19 protein-coding genes are annotated in these 21,563 nt (G+C 39.9%); 7 read left to right on the top strand and 12 right to left on the bottom strand.

Features of this window, described 5'->3' with window-relative positions:
• Positions 1-5: 5 nt before the first annotated feature.
• The 4 genes from VRHSUH10_RS07815 to VRHSUH10_RS07800 all read right to left on the bottom strand — a co-directional run bounded on the left by VRHSUH10_RS07815 (position 6) and on the right by VRHSUH10_RS07800 (position 3,982).
• Positions 6-1,139, bottom strand: coding sequence for a PLP-dependent aspartate aminotransferase family protein (locus tag VRHSUH10_RS07815; protein WP_105090114.1), 1,134 nt, complete (start codon positions 1,137-1,139; stop codon positions 6-8).
• Positions 1,140-1,291: 152 nt separating this feature from the next.
• Entirely contained in the window at positions 1,292-1,795 is a 504-nt protein-coding gene (locus VRHSUH10_RS07810; RefSeq protein ID WP_024066506.1) for a hypothetical protein, read from the bottom strand.
• A 58-nt stretch (positions 1,796-1,853) separates the two neighbouring features.
• Entirely contained in the window at positions 1,854-2,258 is a 405-nt protein-coding gene (locus tag VRHSUH10_RS07805; RefSeq protein ID WP_039969553.1) for a PACE efflux transporter, read from the bottom strand.
• A 257-nt stretch (positions 2,259-2,515) separates the two neighbouring features.
• Positions 2,516-3,982, bottom strand: coding sequence for a DASS family sodium-coupled anion symporter (locus VRHSUH10_RS07800; protein WP_105090113.1), 1,467 nt, complete (start codon positions 3,980-3,982; stop codon positions 2,516-2,518).
• Positions 3,983-4,203: 221 nt separating this feature from the next.
• Here VRHSUH10_RS07800 and VRHSUH10_RS07795 point away from each other — a divergent pair, with 221 nt between their 5' ends.
• A complete protein-coding gene (locus VRHSUH10_RS07795) occupies positions 4,204-6,021 on the top strand; it encodes an ABC transporter ATP-binding protein (protein WP_105090112.1) in 1,818 nt (605 codons plus the stop codon).
• On the top strand, positions 6,018-7,775 hold the full coding sequence (locus VRHSUH10_RS07790; RefSeq protein ID WP_105090111.1) for an ABC transporter ATP-binding protein: 1,758 nt from the start codon (positions 6,018-6,020) through the stop codon (positions 7,773-7,775). Before VRHSUH10_RS07795 ends, VRHSUH10_RS07790 begins: the two co-directional genes overlap by 4 nt.
• A gap of 123 nt (positions 7,776-7,898) precedes the next feature.
• On the opposite strand, the gene VRHSUH10_RS07785 is transcribed toward VRHSUH10_RS07790, so the two are convergent.
• The 4 genes from VRHSUH10_RS07785 to VRHSUH10_RS07770 all read right to left on the bottom strand — a co-directional run bounded on the left by VRHSUH10_RS07785 (position 7,899) and on the right by VRHSUH10_RS07770 (position 11,493).
• Positions 7,899-8,723: a MetQ/NlpA family ABC transporter substrate-binding protein gene (locus tag VRHSUH10_RS07785; RefSeq protein WP_005387707.1), complete on the bottom strand. Its 825-nt coding sequence runs from the start codon at positions 8,721-8,723 to the stop codon at positions 7,899-7,901.
• A 54-nt stretch (positions 8,724-8,777) separates the two neighbouring features.
• Positions 8,778-9,449 carry a methionine ABC transporter permease gene (locus tag VRHSUH10_RS07780; protein WP_105090110.1) on the bottom strand — a complete coding sequence of 224 codons (672 nt, stop codon included), beginning with the start codon at positions 9,447-9,449 and terminating at the stop codon, positions 8,778-8,780.
• A complete protein-coding gene (locus VRHSUH10_RS07775) occupies positions 9,449-10,471 on the bottom strand; it encodes a methionine ABC transporter ATP-binding protein (RefSeq protein ID WP_105090109.1) in 1,023 nt (340 codons plus the stop codon). Before VRHSUH10_RS07775 ends, VRHSUH10_RS07780 begins: the two co-directional genes overlap by 1 nt.
• 155 nt (positions 10,472-10,626) lie before the next feature.
• On the bottom strand, positions 10,627-11,493 hold the full coding sequence (locus tag VRHSUH10_RS07770) for a DMT family transporter (protein ID WP_105090339.1): 867 nt from the start codon (positions 11,491-11,493) through the stop codon (positions 10,627-10,629).
• Positions 11,494-11,868: 375 nt separating this feature from the next.
• Here VRHSUH10_RS07770 and pflB point away from each other — a divergent pair, with 375 nt between their 5' ends.
• From pflB to pflA, 3 genes are all read left to right on the top strand, one after another.
• The gene (gene pflB / locus VRHSUH10_RS07765) at positions 11,869-13,986 is read left to right on the top strand and encodes a formate C-acetyltransferase (RefSeq protein WP_105090108.1); all 2,118 of its coding nucleotides are present in this window, start codon (positions 11,869-11,871) and stop codon (positions 13,984-13,986) included.
• A gap of 75 nt (positions 13,987-14,061) precedes the next feature.
• A complete protein-coding gene (grcA3, locus tag VRHSUH10_RS07760; protein WP_024066082.1) occupies positions 14,062-14,301 on the top strand; it encodes an autonomous glycyl radical cofactor GrcA3 in 240 nt (79 codons plus the stop codon).
• A gap of 12 nt (positions 14,302-14,313) precedes the next feature.
• Complete coding sequence (gene pflA, locus VRHSUH10_RS07755) at positions 14,314-15,090, top strand: pyruvate formate-lyase-activating protein (RefSeq protein ID WP_105090107.1); 777 nt, start codon at positions 14,314-14,316, stop codon at positions 15,088-15,090.
• A 213-nt stretch (positions 15,091-15,303) separates the two neighbouring features.
• Here pflA and VRHSUH10_RS07750 read toward each other — a convergent pair whose 3' ends face one another.
• Positions 15,304-16,257 (bottom strand): 2-hydroxyacid dehydrogenase, encoded by a 954-nt coding sequence (locus tag VRHSUH10_RS07750; RefSeq protein WP_105090106.1) that lies wholly within the window; start codon positions 16,255-16,257, stop codon positions 15,304-15,306.
• Between the two features lie 296 nt (positions 16,258-16,553).
• On the opposite strand from VRHSUH10_RS07750, the gene alr reads away from it, so the two are divergent.
• A complete protein-coding gene (gene alr / locus VRHSUH10_RS07745; RefSeq protein ID WP_105090105.1) occupies positions 16,554-17,666 on the top strand; it encodes an alanine racemase in 1,113 nt (370 codons plus the stop codon).
• Between the two features lie 480 nt (positions 17,667-18,146).
• On the opposite strand, the gene VRHSUH10_RS07740 is transcribed toward alr, so the two are convergent.
• The 3 genes from VRHSUH10_RS07740 to VRHSUH10_RS07730 form a co-directional block, all read right to left on the bottom strand.
• Positions 18,147-18,425, bottom strand: a complete 279-nt coding sequence (locus VRHSUH10_RS07740) for a PepSY domain-containing protein (RefSeq protein ID WP_105090104.1) — start codon at positions 18,423-18,425, stop codon at positions 18,147-18,149.
• A gap of 159 nt (positions 18,426-18,584) precedes the next feature.
• On the bottom strand, positions 18,585-19,301 hold the full coding sequence (locus VRHSUH10_RS07735; protein WP_105090103.1) for a ribonuclease E: 717 nt from the start codon (positions 19,299-19,301) through the stop codon (positions 18,585-18,587).
• 516 nt (positions 19,302-19,817) lie between these two features.
• Positions 19,818-20,381 (bottom strand): PepSY domain-containing protein, encoded by a 564-nt coding sequence (locus tag VRHSUH10_RS07730; RefSeq protein ID WP_187359568.1) that lies wholly within the window; start codon positions 20,379-20,381, stop codon positions 19,818-19,820.
• A 158-nt stretch (positions 20,382-20,539) separates the two neighbouring features.
• On the opposite strand from VRHSUH10_RS07730, the gene fliB reads away from it, so the two are divergent.
• On the top strand, positions 20,540-21,442 hold the full coding sequence (gene fliB / locus VRHSUH10_RS07725) for a flagellin lysine-N-methylase (protein ID WP_105090101.1): 903 nt from the start codon (positions 20,540-20,542) through the stop codon (positions 21,440-21,442).
• Positions 21,443-21,563 lie beyond the last annotated feature (121 nt).

The raw sequence follows: 21,563 nt of genomic DNA, 5'->3' as shown, positions 1-21,563 counted from the left end.
CTCCTTTATTTATTGAAAGCTTGTTCCAAGTCTGCAATCAAGTCTTCTGTATCTTCAATACCTACAGATAAGCGCAATAAGCGACGTGTAATACCTTTACGCTCTGCATCTTCCGGTTTTAAGTCCGGATGAGTTTGCGTTACAGGGTATGTCAACAAGGACTCAGTACCACCAAGACTTTCAGCAAATTGAATAAGTTTAATACCTTCTAAGATTTGTTTAGCTGTTTCTTCACTATCTACTTCGAAGGACAACATACCGCCAAAGCCTGTAGTTTGAGCTTTATTGATTTCATAGCCTGGATGTTCAGGAAGGCCTGGGAACAATACTTTTGTAACTTTAGGTTGTTTTTTGAGCCAATCAGCAAGAGCAATGGCATTCTTTTGGTGTTGTTCCATGCGAAGTGCCAATGTTTTTACACCGCGGATAACGAGCCAGCTATCCATAGCAGATAAGCAAGCACCTACCGTTTTATAAGTTAATCGCAACTTCGCAGCCAATTCATCATCATTTACAATGGTGAAACCAGAAATAACGTCATGATGACCACCGATGAATTTAGTACCACTATGAACGACAATATCGGCACCTAAGTTCAATGGTTTTTGGAAATAAGGGCTCAAGAATGTATTGTCGATAATGACTAGTGCATTGCGGTCATGAGCTAAGGTACACAAGGCACGAATATCAGTAATCTCCATCATCGGATTTGTTGGAGTTTCAATATAAACAGCCTTTGTATTTGGTTTGAAAGCTGCTTTCACCGCATCAAGATCGGATGTACCAACATAGGTGAACTCAATGCCGTTTTGTTCGTAAATATTTGTGAACATACGGATAGAACCACCGTACAAATCATCACCTAAAATGATGTGATCCCCAGGGGAGAATAGATGGAATACAGCGTCCACTGCGGCCATGCCGGAAGAGAATGCCAATGCATCCTTACCATCTTCAAGACCTGCAATCAATTGTTCCAAACGATCCCGTGTTGGATTAGACTCACGTGTATATTGATATCCTGTTGTATCACCCAACTTTGGATGGGAAAATGTACTAGACATATAAATTGCAGGGGAAATTGCACCAGTGCTATCTGGTTTACCGCTGCCATGAACGCATTTTGTATTAAATTTCATTCCATTCAACTCCTCATATTTGTATACAATATATTAATTATAAAAGTAGACAATGATTAAGGTCAACAAAAATGGGCACTCATACGCCATGAGTGCCCCCAAAAAGTCATATCTATTTTGAATGGCTTGCCATAACTCTAGGTTAAGTTAGCCTAATTTTTTGTACGTTTTGTAATAAGCAATGCCAAGATAATGCCCAAAGAAGACGTCACTAGTTGCGGCCAACTAGACACAAACAACATAGTATTTACAATCTTCGGTGGAAATTGGAATAGAGAGAAGAACAAAGAATATCCGCCGAATAGAACACCTGCTTTCACTAAAGCCGCCACAACAATAAGCAATACCTTCGGTTTATGTTGTAACCAATAGGCTACAAATACATAGGCAGTCGTGCCAAGGGCGGTAATCAAAATAAACGGTGGCAACGGCAACATACCTTGTAAATGCGCTACTACAGGCGCAATCCAGGCGATAACGAGACCATTTTTCCAACCATAGCGCCATGTGGCTAGTACAAACGTAGCAGACGTGATGGAACCGATGAGGAACATACTCACCTGGTTAGGAATAAATGGGAAAATAAGGCGCAAGCTTTGCGCCAATAAGGCTACAGCCAACAATAGGCCTGTGCCCGTAATAGATTTGGTAGACATAAGAACCTCCTACTATACAATATAGATTTTTAAGAGGTACTTACCTCATATAGTAAAACTAAGCCTCTACAAAATATAGACGTGCCCGATCATATACCCAATTATAAACATAAGTATAACCTAAGATAACCAATGTCATCGTTATATCTGTCACAAAAGCCATCCAAAAACTCATATGCATCATGTACATAATAATTGGTACAGTAGCGAACATAAATAGACCTTCAAACAATACTGCATGAATCGTACGAATTACAGGACCCCGCTCTAATCGATCACCTGGTACTAGTTTATCAAATATCCAGTTAAACACAAAATTCCAAACCATAGCTAGCAAGGAAAAAATAACCATCAATACAAAAGGCTGTCCATCATGCGGAACAAACAACATCACCAAACAACCGATTAAAATACAACCAACCTCATACAAAATCGACTGTACCACACGCTCTGAAGCAGACATAATAAACACCTCCATCAGAAACTAGACAAGAAATTCACTATCACTCTACTATTATATTTATTTTTTTAGATTTGTCGAGTTTTGTGGAGTTTTGCCATTTTATGATAGAAAAAGCCGCCATATGTCTATCCAGCGACTTGCCCTCCCGAAGTGAGTTATGCCATTTTCGGATATAAAGGAAGCCCCTCGTAGTGTTCTGTAAGCTCGACTTGCAAGGAATGGAGAGCGAGCAGAATGCTACGAGGGGCTCTATTTAATTATCCTAAAAGTGGCATTACGAACTCAATCCATGGAATACCCACCACAATAAAGATTGCGAGGTAGATAATCCCAAAGATAGCGCCTAATTTCCAGAATTCAGGACCTTTGTTATAGCCACTAGCAAACCAGATTGGGCTGTGACCTGTACCATATGGTGTAAGGATACCCATAATACCCATTGGTACTAATAGAATCAACATAACTTGAGCTGGATCAACACCAGGAATTTGAAGAATTAGAGTAGCAAACAAGCCTACCATAGCTGTTACATACGCTGTACCAGAAGCAAAGAAGTAACGAAGCAAGCAGAATGCTAACAATAAACCTAGAACAGCCATTGTTGGATCTAAAGAAACTAAAGAACCACCTGCAGATTTAGCAAGCCATTCTAAGAAGCCTACGTTCTTAAGACCAGAAGCCATAGGCACGAGTGTAGCGAACCAAGTCAAAACATTCCATGCTGGTTTGTTAGCAAGGAAGTCTTGCCATGTCATAATCTTAGTGAAAATCATCAAGATAATAACAATTAAAGCCGTTGTAGTTGGGTTTACTTTGAATGTAGAAGCACCAATCCATAGTACAAGAGCCAATACAGAAATCAAGGCCATGAAGATTTCACTACGTGTCATAGAACCTAATTTCTTGTATTCATCTTTTGCCCATGCTGCAATTTCAGGGGAACCTTTTACCTCTGGTTTGCAGAATACATAGGTCAATAATGGTGTGATGATGAACAAAATAAGACCTACTGGCAAGAATGCAAGGAACCATGTGCCCCAGTTAGCAGCTACGATACCAGATTTAGCAGACAATTCTAGAGCCAATGGGTTTGGCGCTGCGCCAGTCAAGAAAATAGAGCTAGATACACATGTAGTTGCCAATGCTACCCAGTTCAAATAAGAACCAATTTTACGAGGGTTCTTATCTGGATAGGAATCGAACATTGGGCAAATACTAGATACGATTGGATAAATCGTACCACCGGAACGAGCCGCATTACTTGGAATGAATGGAGCCAACACAAGGTCAGTAATAGCAATGGCATAACCAAGACCTAAAGAGGACTTACCAAGCTTTGCTACCAAGAACAAGGCAATACGACGGCCAAGACCAGAGTTTTCATAACCAATACCGATCATGAAAGCTGCAAAGATCAACCATACGATGGCATTAGAGAAACCACTGAGGCCCCAACTGATAGCTTGTGCATCAGTAATCGCCTTTGCTACACCAGTTGCTTTATCTACAACAGGTGCAGGACCTACTTTAAACAACATAGATACGGTAACTGCAATGATACCGATAAAAGCTGGTGGCATTGGTTCTAAAATCAAACCTACCACGAGGCCCGCGAAAATACTTACGTAAATCCAAGAATTTGCGCTAAGGCCTTCAGGAGCACCGATGAGCCATACAAGAATAGCTACTACAAGCGGTGCGAATAATTTCCAATTCAACTTCATTAGAAACTCTCCTTACTACTTCAAAACAAAAATTGCAAAAAAAATGCTTGTCTAGTATATCAAAATTTTTAATATCAGTACATAACATAAAACATAACAGTTATTAATAGATACTAAACTTTTTATAATAGGTTTTATTAAACTAGTCGTTTTTAATTTTATGCAATATAATATAAATATCGAAAATTATTAATTTAATGCAATTTACTAAAAGGATTTAAATGAAACCATTTATACATTACATAAAACCATTATGGTTTCCTACCATCATCGTATCGATCCTTTCGTTACTCACTGTGGCAGGTACATTATATATACCAACGCTAACGGCCTTTATCATCAATGATGGCGTACTCCGTGGCGATTTAGAAATGATCACTAGCTCTAGCATAAACATGCTTGTTGTGGCACTATTAACAGTATTATCCGCAATCTTAGGTGTTGCTATGAGTGCTCACATTTCTGCCTCTATGGGCAAGGAACTGCGCAATGATTTGGTAAAAGCCTTACAATACTTCTCCCTTCGAGACTTCACACACTTCGGTACTGGCACCATATTGATGCGCACAAGCCGAGATGTAGAGAAAATTCAATCCGTTCTCGGTGAAGGATTAAATATGATTCTCCCTATGCCCCTCATGATTTGTGTCGGCCTCGGGCTCACCTTCTATAAAAGCTGGCAACTCGGCCTCGTCATTCTTGCCGTTATGGCTTGTATGATACTTACTATTATCTTTATTGAAAGCCGTGCCTTACCACTGATTAAGGCGATGCAACTCAAATTAGATGATATTACAGATCTAGTTCGAGATCATATCGTTGGTATGCCAGTGATTCGAGCTTTCAACAGAAGAACCTATGAAAACGAAAAAGAAATTAGTATTTTTACAGAAACGGCCCAACTCAATAAGCGGTTGCGCCAAACCTTTGCCATCGGTTTACCGACCATATTAATTCTATTTAATATGAGTACCGTTGCCATTCTTTGGGTCGGTGGCTATAACGTCAGTCTAGGTTCTCTACAAGTAGGTGACATCATTGCCGTTATCGAGTACGCTAACCTGATTCTCTTAAGCATGCTCATGGCCATTTTCGTCATCATCGACATTCCAGAAGCCATCGTATGCTACACCCGTATTCGAGAGTTGTTAGAACATGAAAACACAGATACATTCCCTGAACCATATAATGACAGTATTACCACTTCAACTTCTCCATCTGCAAGGCATGACACTTGCCAAGAGGAGAACCAAAATACTATGGAAAATCCAACTGCAACTGATGATATACCACTTTTAGAGTTCCGCAACGTTACGTTCCGTTACGATAATGCGGAGTCTCCTGCGCTAGAGAATATCTCCTTTACCGTACATCATGGCGAAACCTTAGCCATTATGGGCGATATTGGATCTGGTAAAAGTACCATTACCAATCTCATCCCTCGCCTCTTCGCCATTGAGTCTGGAGACATTCTATTTGAAGGCAAATCCATCTATGAATGGAATGTGGATGACTTGCGTGCCCGCATCGGCTATGTGCCACAGCGAGCTTACTTATTCACTGGCACGGTAGACATGAATGTGCGATATGGTGCAGCACCAAAACAGGAAATTACCGCTCAAGATGTAGAAAATGCGTGTCACCTCTCTAAAGCAGACGAATTTATCAATCGCCTTGAAGGTGGCTACCAATATATGGTTGCTCAAGGGGGTACTAATCTATCTGGAGGCCAGCGCCAACGCCTAGCCATGGCTAGAGCTCTTGTGCGCAAACCAGATTTATTTATATTCGACGATAGCTTCTCCGCTCTGGACGGCACCACAGAACGTGCAGTTCGCACAGCATTGCACGAGGAGTTACAAAAGGATAACCGCCCTGCCCTCATTTCCGTAGAGCAAAAAGTAAGTGCTGCTAAAAAAGCAGACCATATATTAATCATCAACCGTGGTCAAATTGCAGGGTATGGCACTCACGACGAATTAGCAGCAACCTCTACAGTATATAAACAAATTTTAGCATCTCAGGAGGTGACAGCATGAGCCCATTACACCGTTTCCTGATGGAATCTAAAAGCCAATGGGGTTGGCTAGCACTACTCATCTTAGCGCTTATTACGGCCGCTATGTTTGAGGTATCCGCACCAGTATTACTTGGCAAGGTTGTAGATGCTATTGTTAGTGGCTTGCAAACAGACCAAGACATTAATACAATATTCGCCTCCATTGATACTATTATTCTCTGGCTTATTGCCATTTATGGGGGCCACGCCTTATTCACCTACTTTGGGGAATACATGATGGCCTCTATCGGCTCAAAAACAGTGCTCGCTTTGCGCACACGCATGAGCACTCATTTATATTCATTACCTATTGAGTACTTTCACGATCACCAACGTGGGGATTTACTAAGCCGTCTCACCTCTGACTTAGATGCAGTTGCAGAAACTATAGGTGAAGGCGTACCAGGTCTTGTATCTGCCATTATCGGCATTATAGGTGCCACGGCGATGATGATTTGGATTAGCCCTATGCTAGGCATCTCTATCATCGCCATTATTTGTATTGGTATCCTATGTTTAACATGGCTCTCTAAACGGGCTCGTCGGGTCTATCTCAAAAACCAAAGTGCCTTAGGTGCTTTCAACAGTGGCATAGAGGAAATTGTAGTAGGAAAACCGATTATCCAAACCTTTGGCCTTGAAGAAACTACGACTAACCAAGTAAATATTCTGAACGACAATCTATTTAAAAGTATGAGAAGCGCGGCTTTCACCAGCCAGCTCGTAGAACCACTCGTTAAGTTTTTAAATCAAATTACCTATTGCCTCGTTGCTATTCAAGGGGGTCTCATGGTATTACGTGGTTCTATTTCCATCGGTGATATTCAAGCCTTCTTCCTCTATGTAGGTCAAGTTTCGGACCCTCTATCCCGCAGTTCTTATATCCTCACCAAATTCCAAGAAACTTCTGCAGCCTTGGGCCGTATTTACGAAGTCATTGATACACCATCTGAAATCGATACGGGTAAGAAAACATTAGGTGATACATCAACACATAAAGGAACTATAGATTTTGAACATGTTGATTTTGGCTATACGCCGTCCAATGTATTTATGAAGGATATCAACATTCACATTCCTGGTGGCTCTATGGTGGCCATCGTAGGTCCTACAGGTGCTGGCAAATCCACATTGGTAAACCTTATTATGCGCTTCTATGACATTATAAATGGCCGTATCACCATCGATGGTGTCGATATTCGCGATGTATCTCGTGAAAGCTTACACAACACGGTAGGTATGGTATTACAAGATGCTTGGATTTTCACAGGTACTATCGCCGATAATATTGGCTACGGCAAACCAAATGCTAGTCGTGAAGAGATTGAATATGTGGCCAAACTTGCCATGGCAGATCACTTCATCCGTACCTTGCCAGATGGCTATGATACAGTTCTCAAACGAGGTGGCGATGATTTATCACAAGGCCAACGCCAATTAATCACCATCGCTCGTGCCTTCTTGGCGGATCCAACTATCCTCATCCTAGATGAAGCCACGGCTAACGTTGATACTCGTACCGAGGTAGAAGTTCAAAAAGCCATGAATACACTCCTTAAAGGGCGTACAAGTATCGTCATCGCCCATCGCTTATCTACAATAAAAAATGCTGACTTCCTACTCGTAGTAGAAAACGGCACCATTGTGGAACAAGGAACACATCACGAACTAATCGAACGCGGCGGTCACTATAAAGAACTCTATGAAAACTATGCGGCAGGCATGACCGTATAAGGAAGTCTACCAAAGGTAACTACCCTACTTGCAGCAGATACTAATGAGCTCAGATTATTCCCGACAAACAAAGACCCCCTAATAAGTAAAAACTTATTAGGGGGTCTTTTATATTTCTATATTCTATTCACCTTTTGGTACAAACCATAGGCCGTTGTTATTTTTTTCCATGTAGTCTTTGAATTCTTGAGAGTGGTAAGCTGCTACAATGTCTTTTGCCCATTGTGCATCTTTATTTTTCTCGTTAACTACTACTTGTAACAACCATTGTGGTAATACATCTTCATTTGCTAATGCAGTTTTAGGATCAATTTTTGCATTATAGATGATAGCACCAGTAATAACAATATAGTCAAAATCAGTACGTACAGAAGGAATTGTAAGGGATTTCATTTCTGTAAATTTAAGATGTTTAGGATTTTCAATAATATCTGCTTGTGTTACTGTCGCTAAATCTTTGTTAGGATCAAGTTTAATCCAACCGATTTTTTGCAACAACGCATAGGCACGAGCCATGTTAGATGCATCATTTGGTACTGCAATAGTATCACCATCTGCCACTTGGTCTAAAGATGTTTTGGAACCGCTAAAGATACCCGCTGGTACAGTTGGAATTGGAGTCAACGCTACAAGATGACCATTTTGTTTTTCGTTAAAGTTTTTCATGTATGCTGTATGTTGTTCAACGTTGAAATCTACTTCACCATCGCTCAACACTTGGTCCGCTTGTACCAAGTCAGACATATCTACACCTTTAAAGGTATAGCCTTGTTTTTCCAAAATTGGTTTAACACCTTTTTCAAATAATTCAGAGTAAGGGCCTTGAGACTTACTATAGGATAATTCCTTTTTAGCACCATTATCGCTATTATTGGAACCGCAGCCTGCGATAAAAGCTACGCTAAATACTAATGCCGCACCAAGGGCAAGGAGTTTTTTAAATTTCATAGTACATTCTCCTATACTTTCACAATCAATATCACCAAAATCTATTTCATCAAATCAGGAACGACGCGCACGACGTGCAAAGTAGTTACCTATTGTTTGAATAATTTGAACAAAGATAATCAAAATAACAACAGTAAATAACATCAATGGGAAGTTCAACCGCTCATAACCATAGGTAAGGGCCAAGTCACCTACACCGCCTGCGCCAATGGCACCAGCCATAGCAGTAGCACCAATAAGGCCAATAGTACCTGTTGTAATGGATAAGATAAGCGAACCCTTTGCCTCTGGTAAAAGGAAATGCCAAATCACCTCAAAATGGGATGCACCCATCGATTGTGCAGCCTCGATAATGCCTTTATTAACCTCTAAAATAGAGTTTTCAAAGAGTCGAGCAAGATAAGGCGCAATGAATATAACAAGTGGTACGATAGCCGCCGTTGTACCAACCCGAGTACCAACAATCATCTTAGTCAACGGTAAGATAAACACCATTAAGATAATAAATGGTACAGAACGCACAATATTAACAATTGTGTTTGTAATGGTGTAAACAATGCTGTTTTTGACAATACCATTAGGATTTGTTACCACTAGTGTAACTGCGATAATCAGCCCTAGTATGGTGCCGATGAAGAGAGACAGGAACACCATGTATAATGTTTGTTCTGCAGCTAGTAATAACTGCGAACCTGGAACACCAAGTTCTTGCATGAAGAAGTCCATTATAGTGCCACCTCCTGCCATTCAATGCCTTGGGTTACAAGATATTCTTTTACCTTGCCCACCTCAAGATCATCACCAATAAACTGAACAATAAAAATACCAAGTATTGTATGTTCTAGCTCTGTTACGGTAGCAAATAACACACTTGTTTCTAAATCAAAGGTTTTGTTAATATGATATAAAACATTATCGGTCGTATTATTTCCTAAGAAATGCATCTTAAGAATTGTATATGGCCGTTTATCACAAGCCAAGGTATGTTTCACTGTTGATGGAATTTCATCAGGAATTACAGTACGTACAAATCGCTTTGTTGTTTCATGTTTAGGTTTACTAAACACCTCAAGTACGGAGCCACTCTCTATGAGCTTTCCATGCTCCATAACCACAACGCGATTACAAATTTTTTGAATTACATCAATCTCATGAGTGACGATAACCACCGTTACCCCAAGTTCACGATTAACGCGCTCCAATAATTGAAGAATAGACTCTGTCGTATCTGGATCAAGAGCACTTGTTGCTTCATCGCATAAAAGAATCGATGGATCTGTAGCTAACGCACGGGCAATACCAACGCGCTGCTTTTGACCACCAGATAATTCTCCAGGATAGGCATTTGCTTTGTCCCCTAAATCAACAAAGTCTAACAAGGTTTTAACCTTTTTATCAATCTCTGATTTAGGAACTTTATTTAGAATTAATGGAATCGCCACATTATCATATACAGACTTAGCATTCAACAAATTGAACTGTTGAAATACCATGCCGATGCGCTTACGCACCTTTCTAAGCTCGTTAAAACTTAAACTATTGATATTCACACCATCTATTTCAACATGACCAGAGGTAGGTACCTCTAAGGCATTAATCATGCGCAGCAGTGTAGATTTACCAGCTCCACTGAAGCCAATAATGCCAAATATGTCGCCTTTTTCTATGGTAAAGTTTACATCAGATAATGCAGTAACCTTTTGCTTATTAACGTCGAACTCTTTCGTTACATTTCGTATAGCAATCACTGTACCACCTCTTTCCCCACAATATGGTAGGAATTAATCTTGACCTTAAAACATATCTTTAAGGTATGTTTTAATTATGTACTTAGATTACTACAATTTATAAGGACTGTCAAACAAAAAAGAACCTCAACCTTTAAAAAGTTGAGGTTCTTTATTTATCTATATCGATTAAAGAGATATAGGGATCCTAAAATAACAGGCGCTCCAATATAGAGTCCCATATTTGGTATTTCGCCCAATAAAAAGGCTGCTACTATAGCTGCCACAATTGGCGAGATATACATAAAGTTAGTTACATCAGACACCTTTTCAGCATGTTCAAAGGCATAGCTCCAGAATACGAATCCTAATGCACTGGAAAAGAATGCTAGGTATATCATAGCAAGCTTCGCAGTAATTGGTGCGGCTCCAATCATTTCAATAGCATGATCTGCAAAAGGTAGTGCCATAATGGCACCTGTAAACATGGACCACATAGCGATAGTAATCGAGTCATAACCTTTCAGACTAAGCCCGCGATTTAGAATATTATAAACCGCAAACAGTATCATACCAATCAACGTCCATATGGCCCCCATTGGAATGGTCAGAGTGGAATTCCAAAGAATAATAACGGCCACACCTATAAAAGCAGTTATGGTGAAGATCCAACCTATAGGACGTATTTTATCCTTATAGACTACCAATGCCATCAATGCTGTAGTCATCGGTGTCAAAGCCATAATAATACTAGATGTAGCGGCCGGTATTGTTCGCAATCCTTCATTAAAAACGACTTGGTAAACGAAGTTTCCTGTAGCCCCTAGCAGAATATATAGGCCCCACTCACGCCAAGATGTAGGTATATGTAATCCCTTAAATACACCAATAATTAGCATGAGTATAGCACCACCTACAACCCTCGCTACCGAGAGTGTCAATGCATCTACTGATTGCAATGCTACTTTACCAAAAGGAAATGCCGTAGCCCAAACGGCAATGGTGGCAGATGCCCCTAAAATGGCTTTCATACGATTTGTCATTAGCATCTACCTTTCTACGTAATTCCATAATCAATACTATCTAAATATTACCATAATAACCCTCTACAATTCCAAGAAGATCCATCACAACATATCGAACACTTTCTATTTATTGATATAAATTTTCATTATTTAAAGATAATACAATAATTGATTTTCCCAAACTCAAATCTAAATAAATCAAGCAACAAGTATACTTTTAATGTATTTATATAGTGTTTTTACTATTATTAAATTACAAATAACATCCATTCTTACGAAAATTGCATAGTATGTATTGAAAATATATATCATTTAAAATTTGTTAAATCAGGACAAACATTGTACACTATAGGCATAGAAATCTATAGTTATATCCTTTTATGGAGGTGCAAAATGCAACATACTGCATGGAAAGATTTTAACACAGGTGTGTGGGATAAAGCCGTTGATGTACGCGACTTTATTCAAAGAAACTATATCCCCTATGAAGGGGACGATTCCTTCCTTGCTGGTCCTACAGAAAGAACGACAAAATTATGGGACCAAGTAATGAAGCTTTATGAAGAAGAACGTGAAAAAGGCGGCATGCTCGATGCTGATACTTCCGTGGCCACACACATTACTGCCCATGCGCCAGGATATATCGACAAAGACCTTGAAACGATCGTTGGTTTGCAAACTGACAAACCATTAAAACGCGCTATGTTCCCTTATGGTGGCTTGCGTACTGCGAAATCTGCTATTGAAGAATACGGCTTCAAAATGGATCCGCAAACAGAAGACTTCTTCAAAAAACATCGTAAAACTCACAACGATGGCGTATTTGATGTATATACACCAGAAATGCGTGCCGCTCGTACAGCTCACATTGTAACTGGTTTGCCTGATGCTTACAGCCGTGGCCGTATCATTGGCGACTATCGTCGTATCGCGTTGTATGGTATTGATTACCTCATCGAAGATAAAAAAGAACAATTCAGCATCACAATGGGCGATATGTTGGAAGAAGTAATTCGCGATCGTGAAGAAATCCAAGAACAAATCCGTTCCTTGAAAGAATTGAAAGAAATGGCCGCATCTTATGGTTACGACATTTCTGGACCAGCTAAAGACGTTAAAGAAGCTATGCAATGGATTTACTTCGGTTACCTTGGCGCTATTAAAGAGCAAAACGGTGCTGCTATGTCCATCGGTCGTAACTCTACATTCCTAGACATCTACGCAGAACGTGACCTTCGCAACGGTACATATACAGAAGAACAAATCCAAGAGTTCGTAGATCACTTTATCATGAAATTGCGCATGGTTCGTTTCGCACGTATCCATGAATACAATAACTTGTTCACAGGCGATCCTGTTTGGACTACAGAATCCATCGGTGGTATGGGTACTGACGGCCGTACATTAGTTTCCAAAATGTCCTTCCGTTACCTACATACATTGACTAACCTTGGTCCTGCTCCAGAACCAAACCTCACTGTATTGTGGTCCCCTCGCATGCCAATCGGCTTCCGTCGCTTCTGTGCGAAATTATCCATCGAAACATCTTCCATCCAATACGAAAACGACGACTTAATGCGTCCTAACTCTGGTGATGACTACGCTATCGCATGCTGCGTATCCCCAATGCGTATTGGTAAAGAGATGCAATTCTTTGGCGCTCGTTCCAACTTGGCTAAATGCTTGCTTTACGCAATCAATGGCGGCGTTGACGAAAAATTAAAGAAACAAATTGGTCCTAAATACCGCCCTATCACTTCCGAATACTTAGAATTCGATGAAGTATGGGAAAAATTCGACGACATGATGGAATGGTTGGCAGGCGTATATGTAAACGCATTGAACATCATTCACTACATGCACGACAAATATGCTTATGAAAAACTAGAAATGGCATTGCATGACCGCAAGGTAACTCGTTGGTTTGCAACTGGTATCGCTGGTTTATCCGTAGTAGCTGACTCCTTGTCCGCTATTAAATATGCTAAGGTAAAACCTATTCGTGACGAAAACGGCATCGCTGTTGATTTCGAAATCGAAGGTGACTTTCCTAAATATGGTAACGATGACGATCGTGTAGATAGCTTAGCAGCAAAAGTTGTTTCTACATTTATGAATAAGATTCGTAAACATCCTACATACCGTCAATCCGTTCCTACTATGAGCTTGTTAACAATTACTTCCAACGTAGTATATGGTACTGCAACAGGTTCCACTCCAGACGGCCGTAAAGCTGGTGAAGCTTTCGCTCCTGGTGCTAACCCAATGCATGGTCGTGATACTCACGGTGCTATTTCTTCGTTGGCATCCGTAGCAAAAATGCCATGGCGTGATAGCTCCGATGGTATTTCCAATACCTTCTCTATCATTCCTGACGCATTAGGTAAATCTGGTGAAACATTTGTGTCCGTTAGCGATTTTGACATTGAGTTAGATCCATCTCAATTGCCTAACTCCAATACAAACTTCGCTTGCAGCGAACCGAATGTTACTATAAAGGAAGATAATTAACGTCTTCCATAGTATCGGACTGCTTTCACCGGCACCGATACGAGTGTTAGTCTTGGTTGAAAGGAGGCAATACCCATGAGCAACCAACAACAAGTTGATAACTTGGTAGAGTTATTGGATGGCTACTCCCAAAAAGGCGGTCATCATTTGAACGTTAACGTGTTCACTCGTGAAACATTGTTAGACGCTCAAAAACATCCTGAGTTGTATCCTCAATTGACTGTTCGTGTATCTGGTTACGCAGTGCACTTCAGCAAATTGACAAAACAACAACAGGACGAAGTTATTTCCCGTACATTCCATCAACAAATCTAATCGAGGTTTCCTATGACAGGACGTATTCATTCGGTTGAAACGATGGGTACGGTTGATGGTCCAGGCATGCGCATGGTGGTTTTTCTCCAAGGATGCCCCATGCGTTGTGCTTATTGCCACAATCCCGACACATGGAATGAAAGTAGCGATGATGTTAAATTCATGACTGTTGAGGAATTGTGGGACCAGTACGAACGTAACCGCCAATTTTATACTAATGGTGGTATCACCGTCACAGGTGGGGAAGCTCTTATGCAAATTGACTTTGTTACTGAGCTTTTCACATATTTCCGTGAAAGAAACGTCCATACCTGTTTAGATACAAGTGGAATTTGTTTTGATCCCCACCAAGAGGTGGCCTACCGTAAGCTACTCAGTGTCACTAGTCTCGTCATCCTAGACCTTAAAGAAATCGATCCTGATAAACATCTGTGGTTAACAGGAAAATCGTTAGAGCCTATTCTCGGCTTTGCTCGATTGACAGCAGACGTCGAGGTTCCCATTTGGGTTCGTCACGTTGTAGTTCCTACAGTTACAGACAATGCAGATCATCACTATCGTCTAGGCTTTTTCCTAGGATCCCTGAAAAACTTACAAGCCGTTGATTGCTTACCATATCACGTTATGGGTACTGCTAAATATAAGGAGTTAGGAATTACCTATCGCCTAGAGGGCATACCAGCTGCAACAAAAGATATTGCAGCTAAAGCGACAAGAACCGTGGTGGAAGGCATCAAGGCCTATCGACGCCATTGGTGGAGTCCCATCAAAACACAACATCAATCATAATCAAGTTTGAGGATAACTACCTCCCTTGATATATATACATATATATACCAAGACTTGATCTATGATAGCCCTAAAAACAATAGAGCCGCCCCCACACAACCGGGGACGGCTCTTATTGTATTTATAGGTCGTTTTAATTTCTATTATTTGTACACTGATTTATGTATGTTCAGCGCACATTTTCTTTGATAGCCTATTTATCTAATATCTATTTTATTTAGATACTACATTAATTGGTTCACCTTTGAAGAATGCTTGAACATTATCACGAATGATGCCTACCAAGCGTTGACGTGTTTCAAGGCCTTTCCAGCCCATATGTGGTGTGATAATAACATTATCCAGTGTATATAGAGGGCTATCCTCTGCTGGAGGTTCTACCTCTTGTACATCAAGGCCTGCACCTGCAATGCGTTTAGCCGCTAATGCTTCACAAAGATCTGCTTCATTAATGAGAGGACCACGGCCAGTATTTACAATGACTGCACTAGGTTTCATCTTAGCGATTGTCTCTTTATTGATCATATACTTAGTTTGGTCATTCAATGGGCAATGCAATGTAATATAATCACTATTTTCTAGTAATTCATCAAGACTTACATAACGAATGCCATCTCCATCAGCCTTTGGTGTGCGCGTATGAACCAAGACATTCATACCTAGTGCTTTTGCTACTTTAATCACTTCCATACCGATGTGACCAGCACCAACAACGCCTAATGTTTTACCATTCACTTCTGTGTGGCTCACTTGTAAATATTTTGTGAAATTACTGCGATCTCCTTTAGCAAGCATGCTGATTTGTTTCTGCATGGTAGATGCAAAATTGAGGATCATCATGATTACCGTATGTGCCACACGTTCAGTACTGTACGCTGGGATGTTGCACACAGTGATGCCTCTTTCCTTTGCTGCATTAAGGTCGATATTATTATATCCTGTACCCGCTTCTACGATGAGTTTTACTGTATCTGGGAATTGTGAAAGTAACTCAGCATTAACAGGAAGCTCTTTTGTTACTACTACACGAGCACCTTGGATACGCTCAATAAGCTCTTCATTTGTACTATTATCATAGACCTGTACATCACTAGATAACACAGAAAAATCTAATGCATGGTCATAATTCATTTTACCTGCGTTTACCACTACCACACGTTCGCTCATGAGAACCTCCTACATAGCTATTAAATTTTATAGAGTATACATAATGCCCAAATCTAGGGGTACATACACCTATTAAGGAAAATACTTCTACATAAATTATACTATTATTTATATGAATTTATACTATCAATATCACAAAGAACTATATTAATTAGTATACTTTCACGTTTATTGTATATAATATATGTATAAAAATCATAAAAATAGAATTTCTGTATAAAACTTTCACAAAAGTATTGTGTAATTCCCTAAAAGTTATACAATTATATTAATGTTATATAGAATTGAGGAATACCATGAGACCCACCTATTTGACCATAAATACAAGTCTCGTTCGCGAGAATTTGCGTAAAATTAAAGATAGTTTACCGGAATGGAGCACATCTACAGCTGTTATCAAGGCCAATGGCTATGGCCACGGCAGCGTTATGATGGGCCGTATTGCCGTTGAGGAAGGTTATGAATCCTTAGCCGTTGCCATTCCTGAAGAGTCTGTGCCACTTCGCAATGCAGGTATTATGGTACCAATCTACCTACTAGGTCTCACACGGCCACAATCATTTGAGCTTGTAGCAGACACCAATTCCATCCCTGCCGTATGCGAATCTACAGATTTGGAAGCACTAGACAAAGTAGCGGAAAACCACGATATGATTATCCGCGTTGCAGTCGCCGTTGATACAGGCATGCATCGTATTGGTATCAAGCCTGAAGATGCTATTGAGTTTATCAAACGCGTTGAGTCCTACGAAAATCTTGAGGTAGACGGTTTCTTCTCTCATATGAGTAACGCCGATGCAGCTGATCAAAGCCACGCTCATGGGCAGGCGCAAAAGTTCCATAAAATGGTCGATGAAATTCGTGCATTTAGACCTGATGCGGACTATCGCTTCTCCCTTGCCAATAGTGCTGGGTTGTTATCCGTAAAAGATAGCTTGTTCACCGATGCCCGTCCTGGTATTATTCAGTATGGCATTATGCCATCCCTTGATGTACCAAATCGATTAGGGTTAAAACCGGTTCTTTCCTTCCATAGCGAAGTAGTACATGTACAGCGACTAGAAGCAGGTGAAGGTATCGGTTATGGTTCTACCTATGTAACACCTGAACCAATGACGATTGCTACCATTCCTGTAGGCTATGCAGATGGATACCCTCGTAGCTTATCCAACCGCGGTACAGTCCTCATTCATGGCACACGTTGTCCTGTAGTGGGTCGCATCTGTATGGACCAATTCATGGTGGCCGTTCCAGATACGATTACTGTACAACCAGGTGACAAGGTTGTGCTCCTAGGTTTTCAAGGTCATGAAAGCATCTCTGCACTCGAGATTGCTGCTCTTGCATCTACAATTCCTTATGAAATCTTTTGTGGTTTCTCAGAACGCGTGCCTCGACAATACATATAAAAAGCTAACTATTGTTACTAATAGTAAATGCTCCATATACCAAAAGCGCAGATATGCATTGTATCTGCGCTTTTTCAATTTTTACTATGTATTTTCCTTTTATGGTACATCTTTATATTGAATGGACATAGAAAAAGCCCGTAATACATGCAGCGGTCTACATGTATTACGGGCTTTCCTGCTCTCCTATACCTAGCGTACTGTAAAGCAGTTACGTTCTTATTGTGAGAGAGAGTATTATATACCAAGTATATAATCTTATGATTGGGAGGGAACCACAATGCATAAGGGGCCCCCTGAACGACAGACGGCATAGGAGAGAGTCAATGTTTGTCTATCCAATCCAGGGGGCTGTGTGTAATTGTTTATTGTGTATAAGGGTTTTGTGTGTATTGTGTGTGTATTGTGTATATAGTATGTGTGTTTAGTGTTCGTGTATTTAAGGGGTTTGCTTTACAGTAGCATAGGGTATAGATTAGCTTATTTGACTGCCATACCTGTTTTAGCATCCAATACGATGGATACAGGTTTATTTTGTGCATCATGGAACTCTACAGTATAAATAGGTTTACCGTTTTGGTTTGCTACAGACCAAGAGTTAATACCAGTTGCTACATTGCCAGTTTGTGCGAAGGCTGCATTGATCGCCACATGTGGAGGTAACACAGTACCAGCATCAATAGCACTAGCTTCCATAGATGCATCATATGCTTTAGGAGTACCTTCAGTTACATTACCAGATGCCACATCTAGAGTCATGGAATGGGCACCACTAGTTATTGAAACCGTCTACTTCATAGATAGCAGTTTTATCGGCAGCTTTGAAGGATACATTAGTAATCTTAGAGTCGCCATATTTATTTTCAAATTGGTCGATTAAATAATTCGCACCAATTACGAAAATACTATTTTGATCGACTACGCCTGCTTGCTTACTTGTTGTGCTAGGTTGTGATTTTCCACTTTTAGAGTTTTTTTTTCCTCTTTAGTAGTTTCTTTTTTGTCAGCTTTTTTATCTGCTTTTACTTCTTTAGTTTCTTTTACAGCTTTATCAGCTTTAACTGCTTTGTCAGCTTTTACTTTAGGCGCTTTGTGTGCTTGCGCTTTTTTAGTATTTTTTTCTTCTTTATTAGCTTCTACTTTTTTATCTGCTGCACGCACTACTTTAGCTTCGCTAGGAGCTTTTGCTACAGCTGCAGTCTCAATTGTAGGAGTTGCTGCTGCAGGATTAGCTGCTGCTGGAACTACAGTGTCTTGAGCAACTGGCGCTTTTACGTCTTGAGTTGCTGTTGGAACTGGAGTAGTATTTTGAGCTGCTGGTGCAACTGGAGCCACTTCAACTTTAGCTTCTGTTGGTACAACTTTAGCCGCTGGAGTTACTTCTACTTTAGCTGTTGCAGGAGTCGCTTCTGTTTTAGCTGCTACTGGAGCTGCTTCTACTTTAGCTGCTGGAGTTACTTGAATTGTAGGAACTGCTTGATGAGTAGCAGGTTGTGCCACAAGAGCTGCAGTAGCTGCTACCTCTTGAGTTACAGGAACTGGTGTTGCTTGTTCAGCTGCTGTTACTGCTACAGTAGCACCAAATACGCCAGCTACTGCTAAAGCAATACTACTTTTCAAAATAGATTTTTTCATAATATCCTCCTTGATAATCCATATATATGCAAAACTACGCATATATATTTTTAACCAACTCGGTGTTATCGTTATAGTTCCAAAACATATATCTAGCGTGGACTGTAGATATATAGTCTGGAAATTCCCGATATATTTGAGTTCTGTCCTTTGACTGGACACATATTATCCATAATCTATGAAATAAAAATGTAGAACCTCCCCAGCCAGCTACTTTTAGCGTGAGAATAAAATGAATTTATATGTAATTTCAATGAAATTCTATAGTATTCGATTTGCAATTAAGTATTCTATGAACCAAATTTAAAAATCCATTTTTCCCCATATATAAAGGAATCATGGCCTCTCATTGTAATTCTCATAAACTAAACATCCCATTTCATGAGCAAACTTTCACAAAAAAACTCCTTAAAACTATCATTTACTACAAAAAAGACAGTTTTAAGGAGTTTACTTTTTATATTTAAAATAATAAGCCTTTGACTATTAAGTTGTATTTACTAATTATAGAAAGGTTTAATCATCAAATTTAACAGATAATAAAGTACCATTCATAGCATCAATTCGTACATCTACCTCTTTGTCACCTTCTGTACCGAAGCTAACTTTGTACACTATTTTACCTTTATCATACTGTACAGACCACCCATTAAGGCTTGTCGCTTTGCCTTGCGTTTGAGCATACGCAAAGTTAACTACTGCTGCTGGCGGTAAGATTTCACGAGGATCAAAGGATTTTTTCTTTAACGATTTATGGAAGTCACCTTCACGTTTTTCAAAGATTTGATTTGTGGCATAGATATACGTAAGCTCATATTTGCCACTTTCATCAAAACCGTCTACATCATATCTAATTTGACCACCATCCGCATCAAAGGCGATTTCAGTGATAGCTGCATTTGGATGATTTTGAATAAATGCATTTAATAAACCATTGGCACCTACAATCGCTGCATGGTTTCCATCAACAACGGCAACAGTTGGTTCTACCGCTACTAAATGGGCTGCACTTGCATTTGGCATACCAAACACTGCTGCCAAGGCTAATACAAGGCTACCTTTTACAAATAAGGATTTCATAGGCTCCTCCATCTCTCAAACAGGACCATAGTGTGTATATATACAATTATACACTAAATCGATACGATTTATTAATCTTTATTTATAATATTAATGCATAGACAACTCCCCTATGATACAATGCACGTAGAATATTTTTTACTACAAGTGAGACGATTATGATTTCATTATATCCTACTATATATCACACATTTCAATGCAAAGCAGATCGATGTGAAAATACATGTTGTCAACTTTGGACCATCGATATCGACGAGACTATTGCTGAACGCTATCACACCATGACAGGCCCTCTTGGTGAAAGCTTACGCCAAGCTATCACTGTCGATGATGAGGGCAGCCATTTCGTATTTTCTAAGGAACAACCAATGTGTCCATTGCTCAACGAACAAGGACTATGTAAGGTTGTGCTCGAACTCGGAGAAGAAGGCTTATGCGATACGTGCCATATGCACCCGCGTTTTTATAAATATATTGAAGATCTCGAACTATGTGGGGTTGGTCTATCCTGCGAAGCATCGGTTGAACTACTCGCAGAGGATACTCAATCTGATCAGGTAATCTTTACCATTGAAGACGATGATAGCGAGTTTAGTCCTGACGAGCGTTTAACTATTCAGAATATATTTGAACTATTAGCCCTTGATATAGATTCATCATACTTTCAATACAGCCCAAATCCTGATGTACAGTATTATGCGAAACTGTTAGATTTATACGGTACAACAGAGCCTATCGATGAAGAATGGACTGTACAAATTAATACATTATCTCATGACATAGAAAAACTTATTACCGCTGTACAAAGCTATATAGCAAATCACGATATGGGGCTATTCAACAAGGTGTTCCAATACATCTTATATCGTCAAATCGATATGCTAGCAGACTATTCTTTGGAATCTATCCTCTCCTACGCAAGAGATGGTGTAGAATACATACTAATCACAAGTGCTATAGAGGGTTCACCGCTTAAACAAGTCGCAAGATGGTCCCAACAAATCGAATACGATGAAGACAATGTAGAACTACTATTACAACATTATGATTCTCTTCAATAATGACAAACTACTTTTACTAAAATTTCATTCAAATCATAACCACCCGTAGAACGGGTGGTTTGCTCTGACCCTATAAGGGTCTTTCTCTAGTGGTGGCCCTCTAAAGAGGGCATTGAATGAT

This window comes from Veillonella sp. T11011-6 (genome assembly GCF_002959755.1).
Taxonomy (GTDB): Bacteria; Bacillota; Negativicutes; order Veillonellales; family Veillonellaceae; genus Veillonella.
The sequence above is the reverse complement of the archived record's forward strand: the minus strand, read 5'-3'. Positions and strand labels throughout refer to the sequence as shown.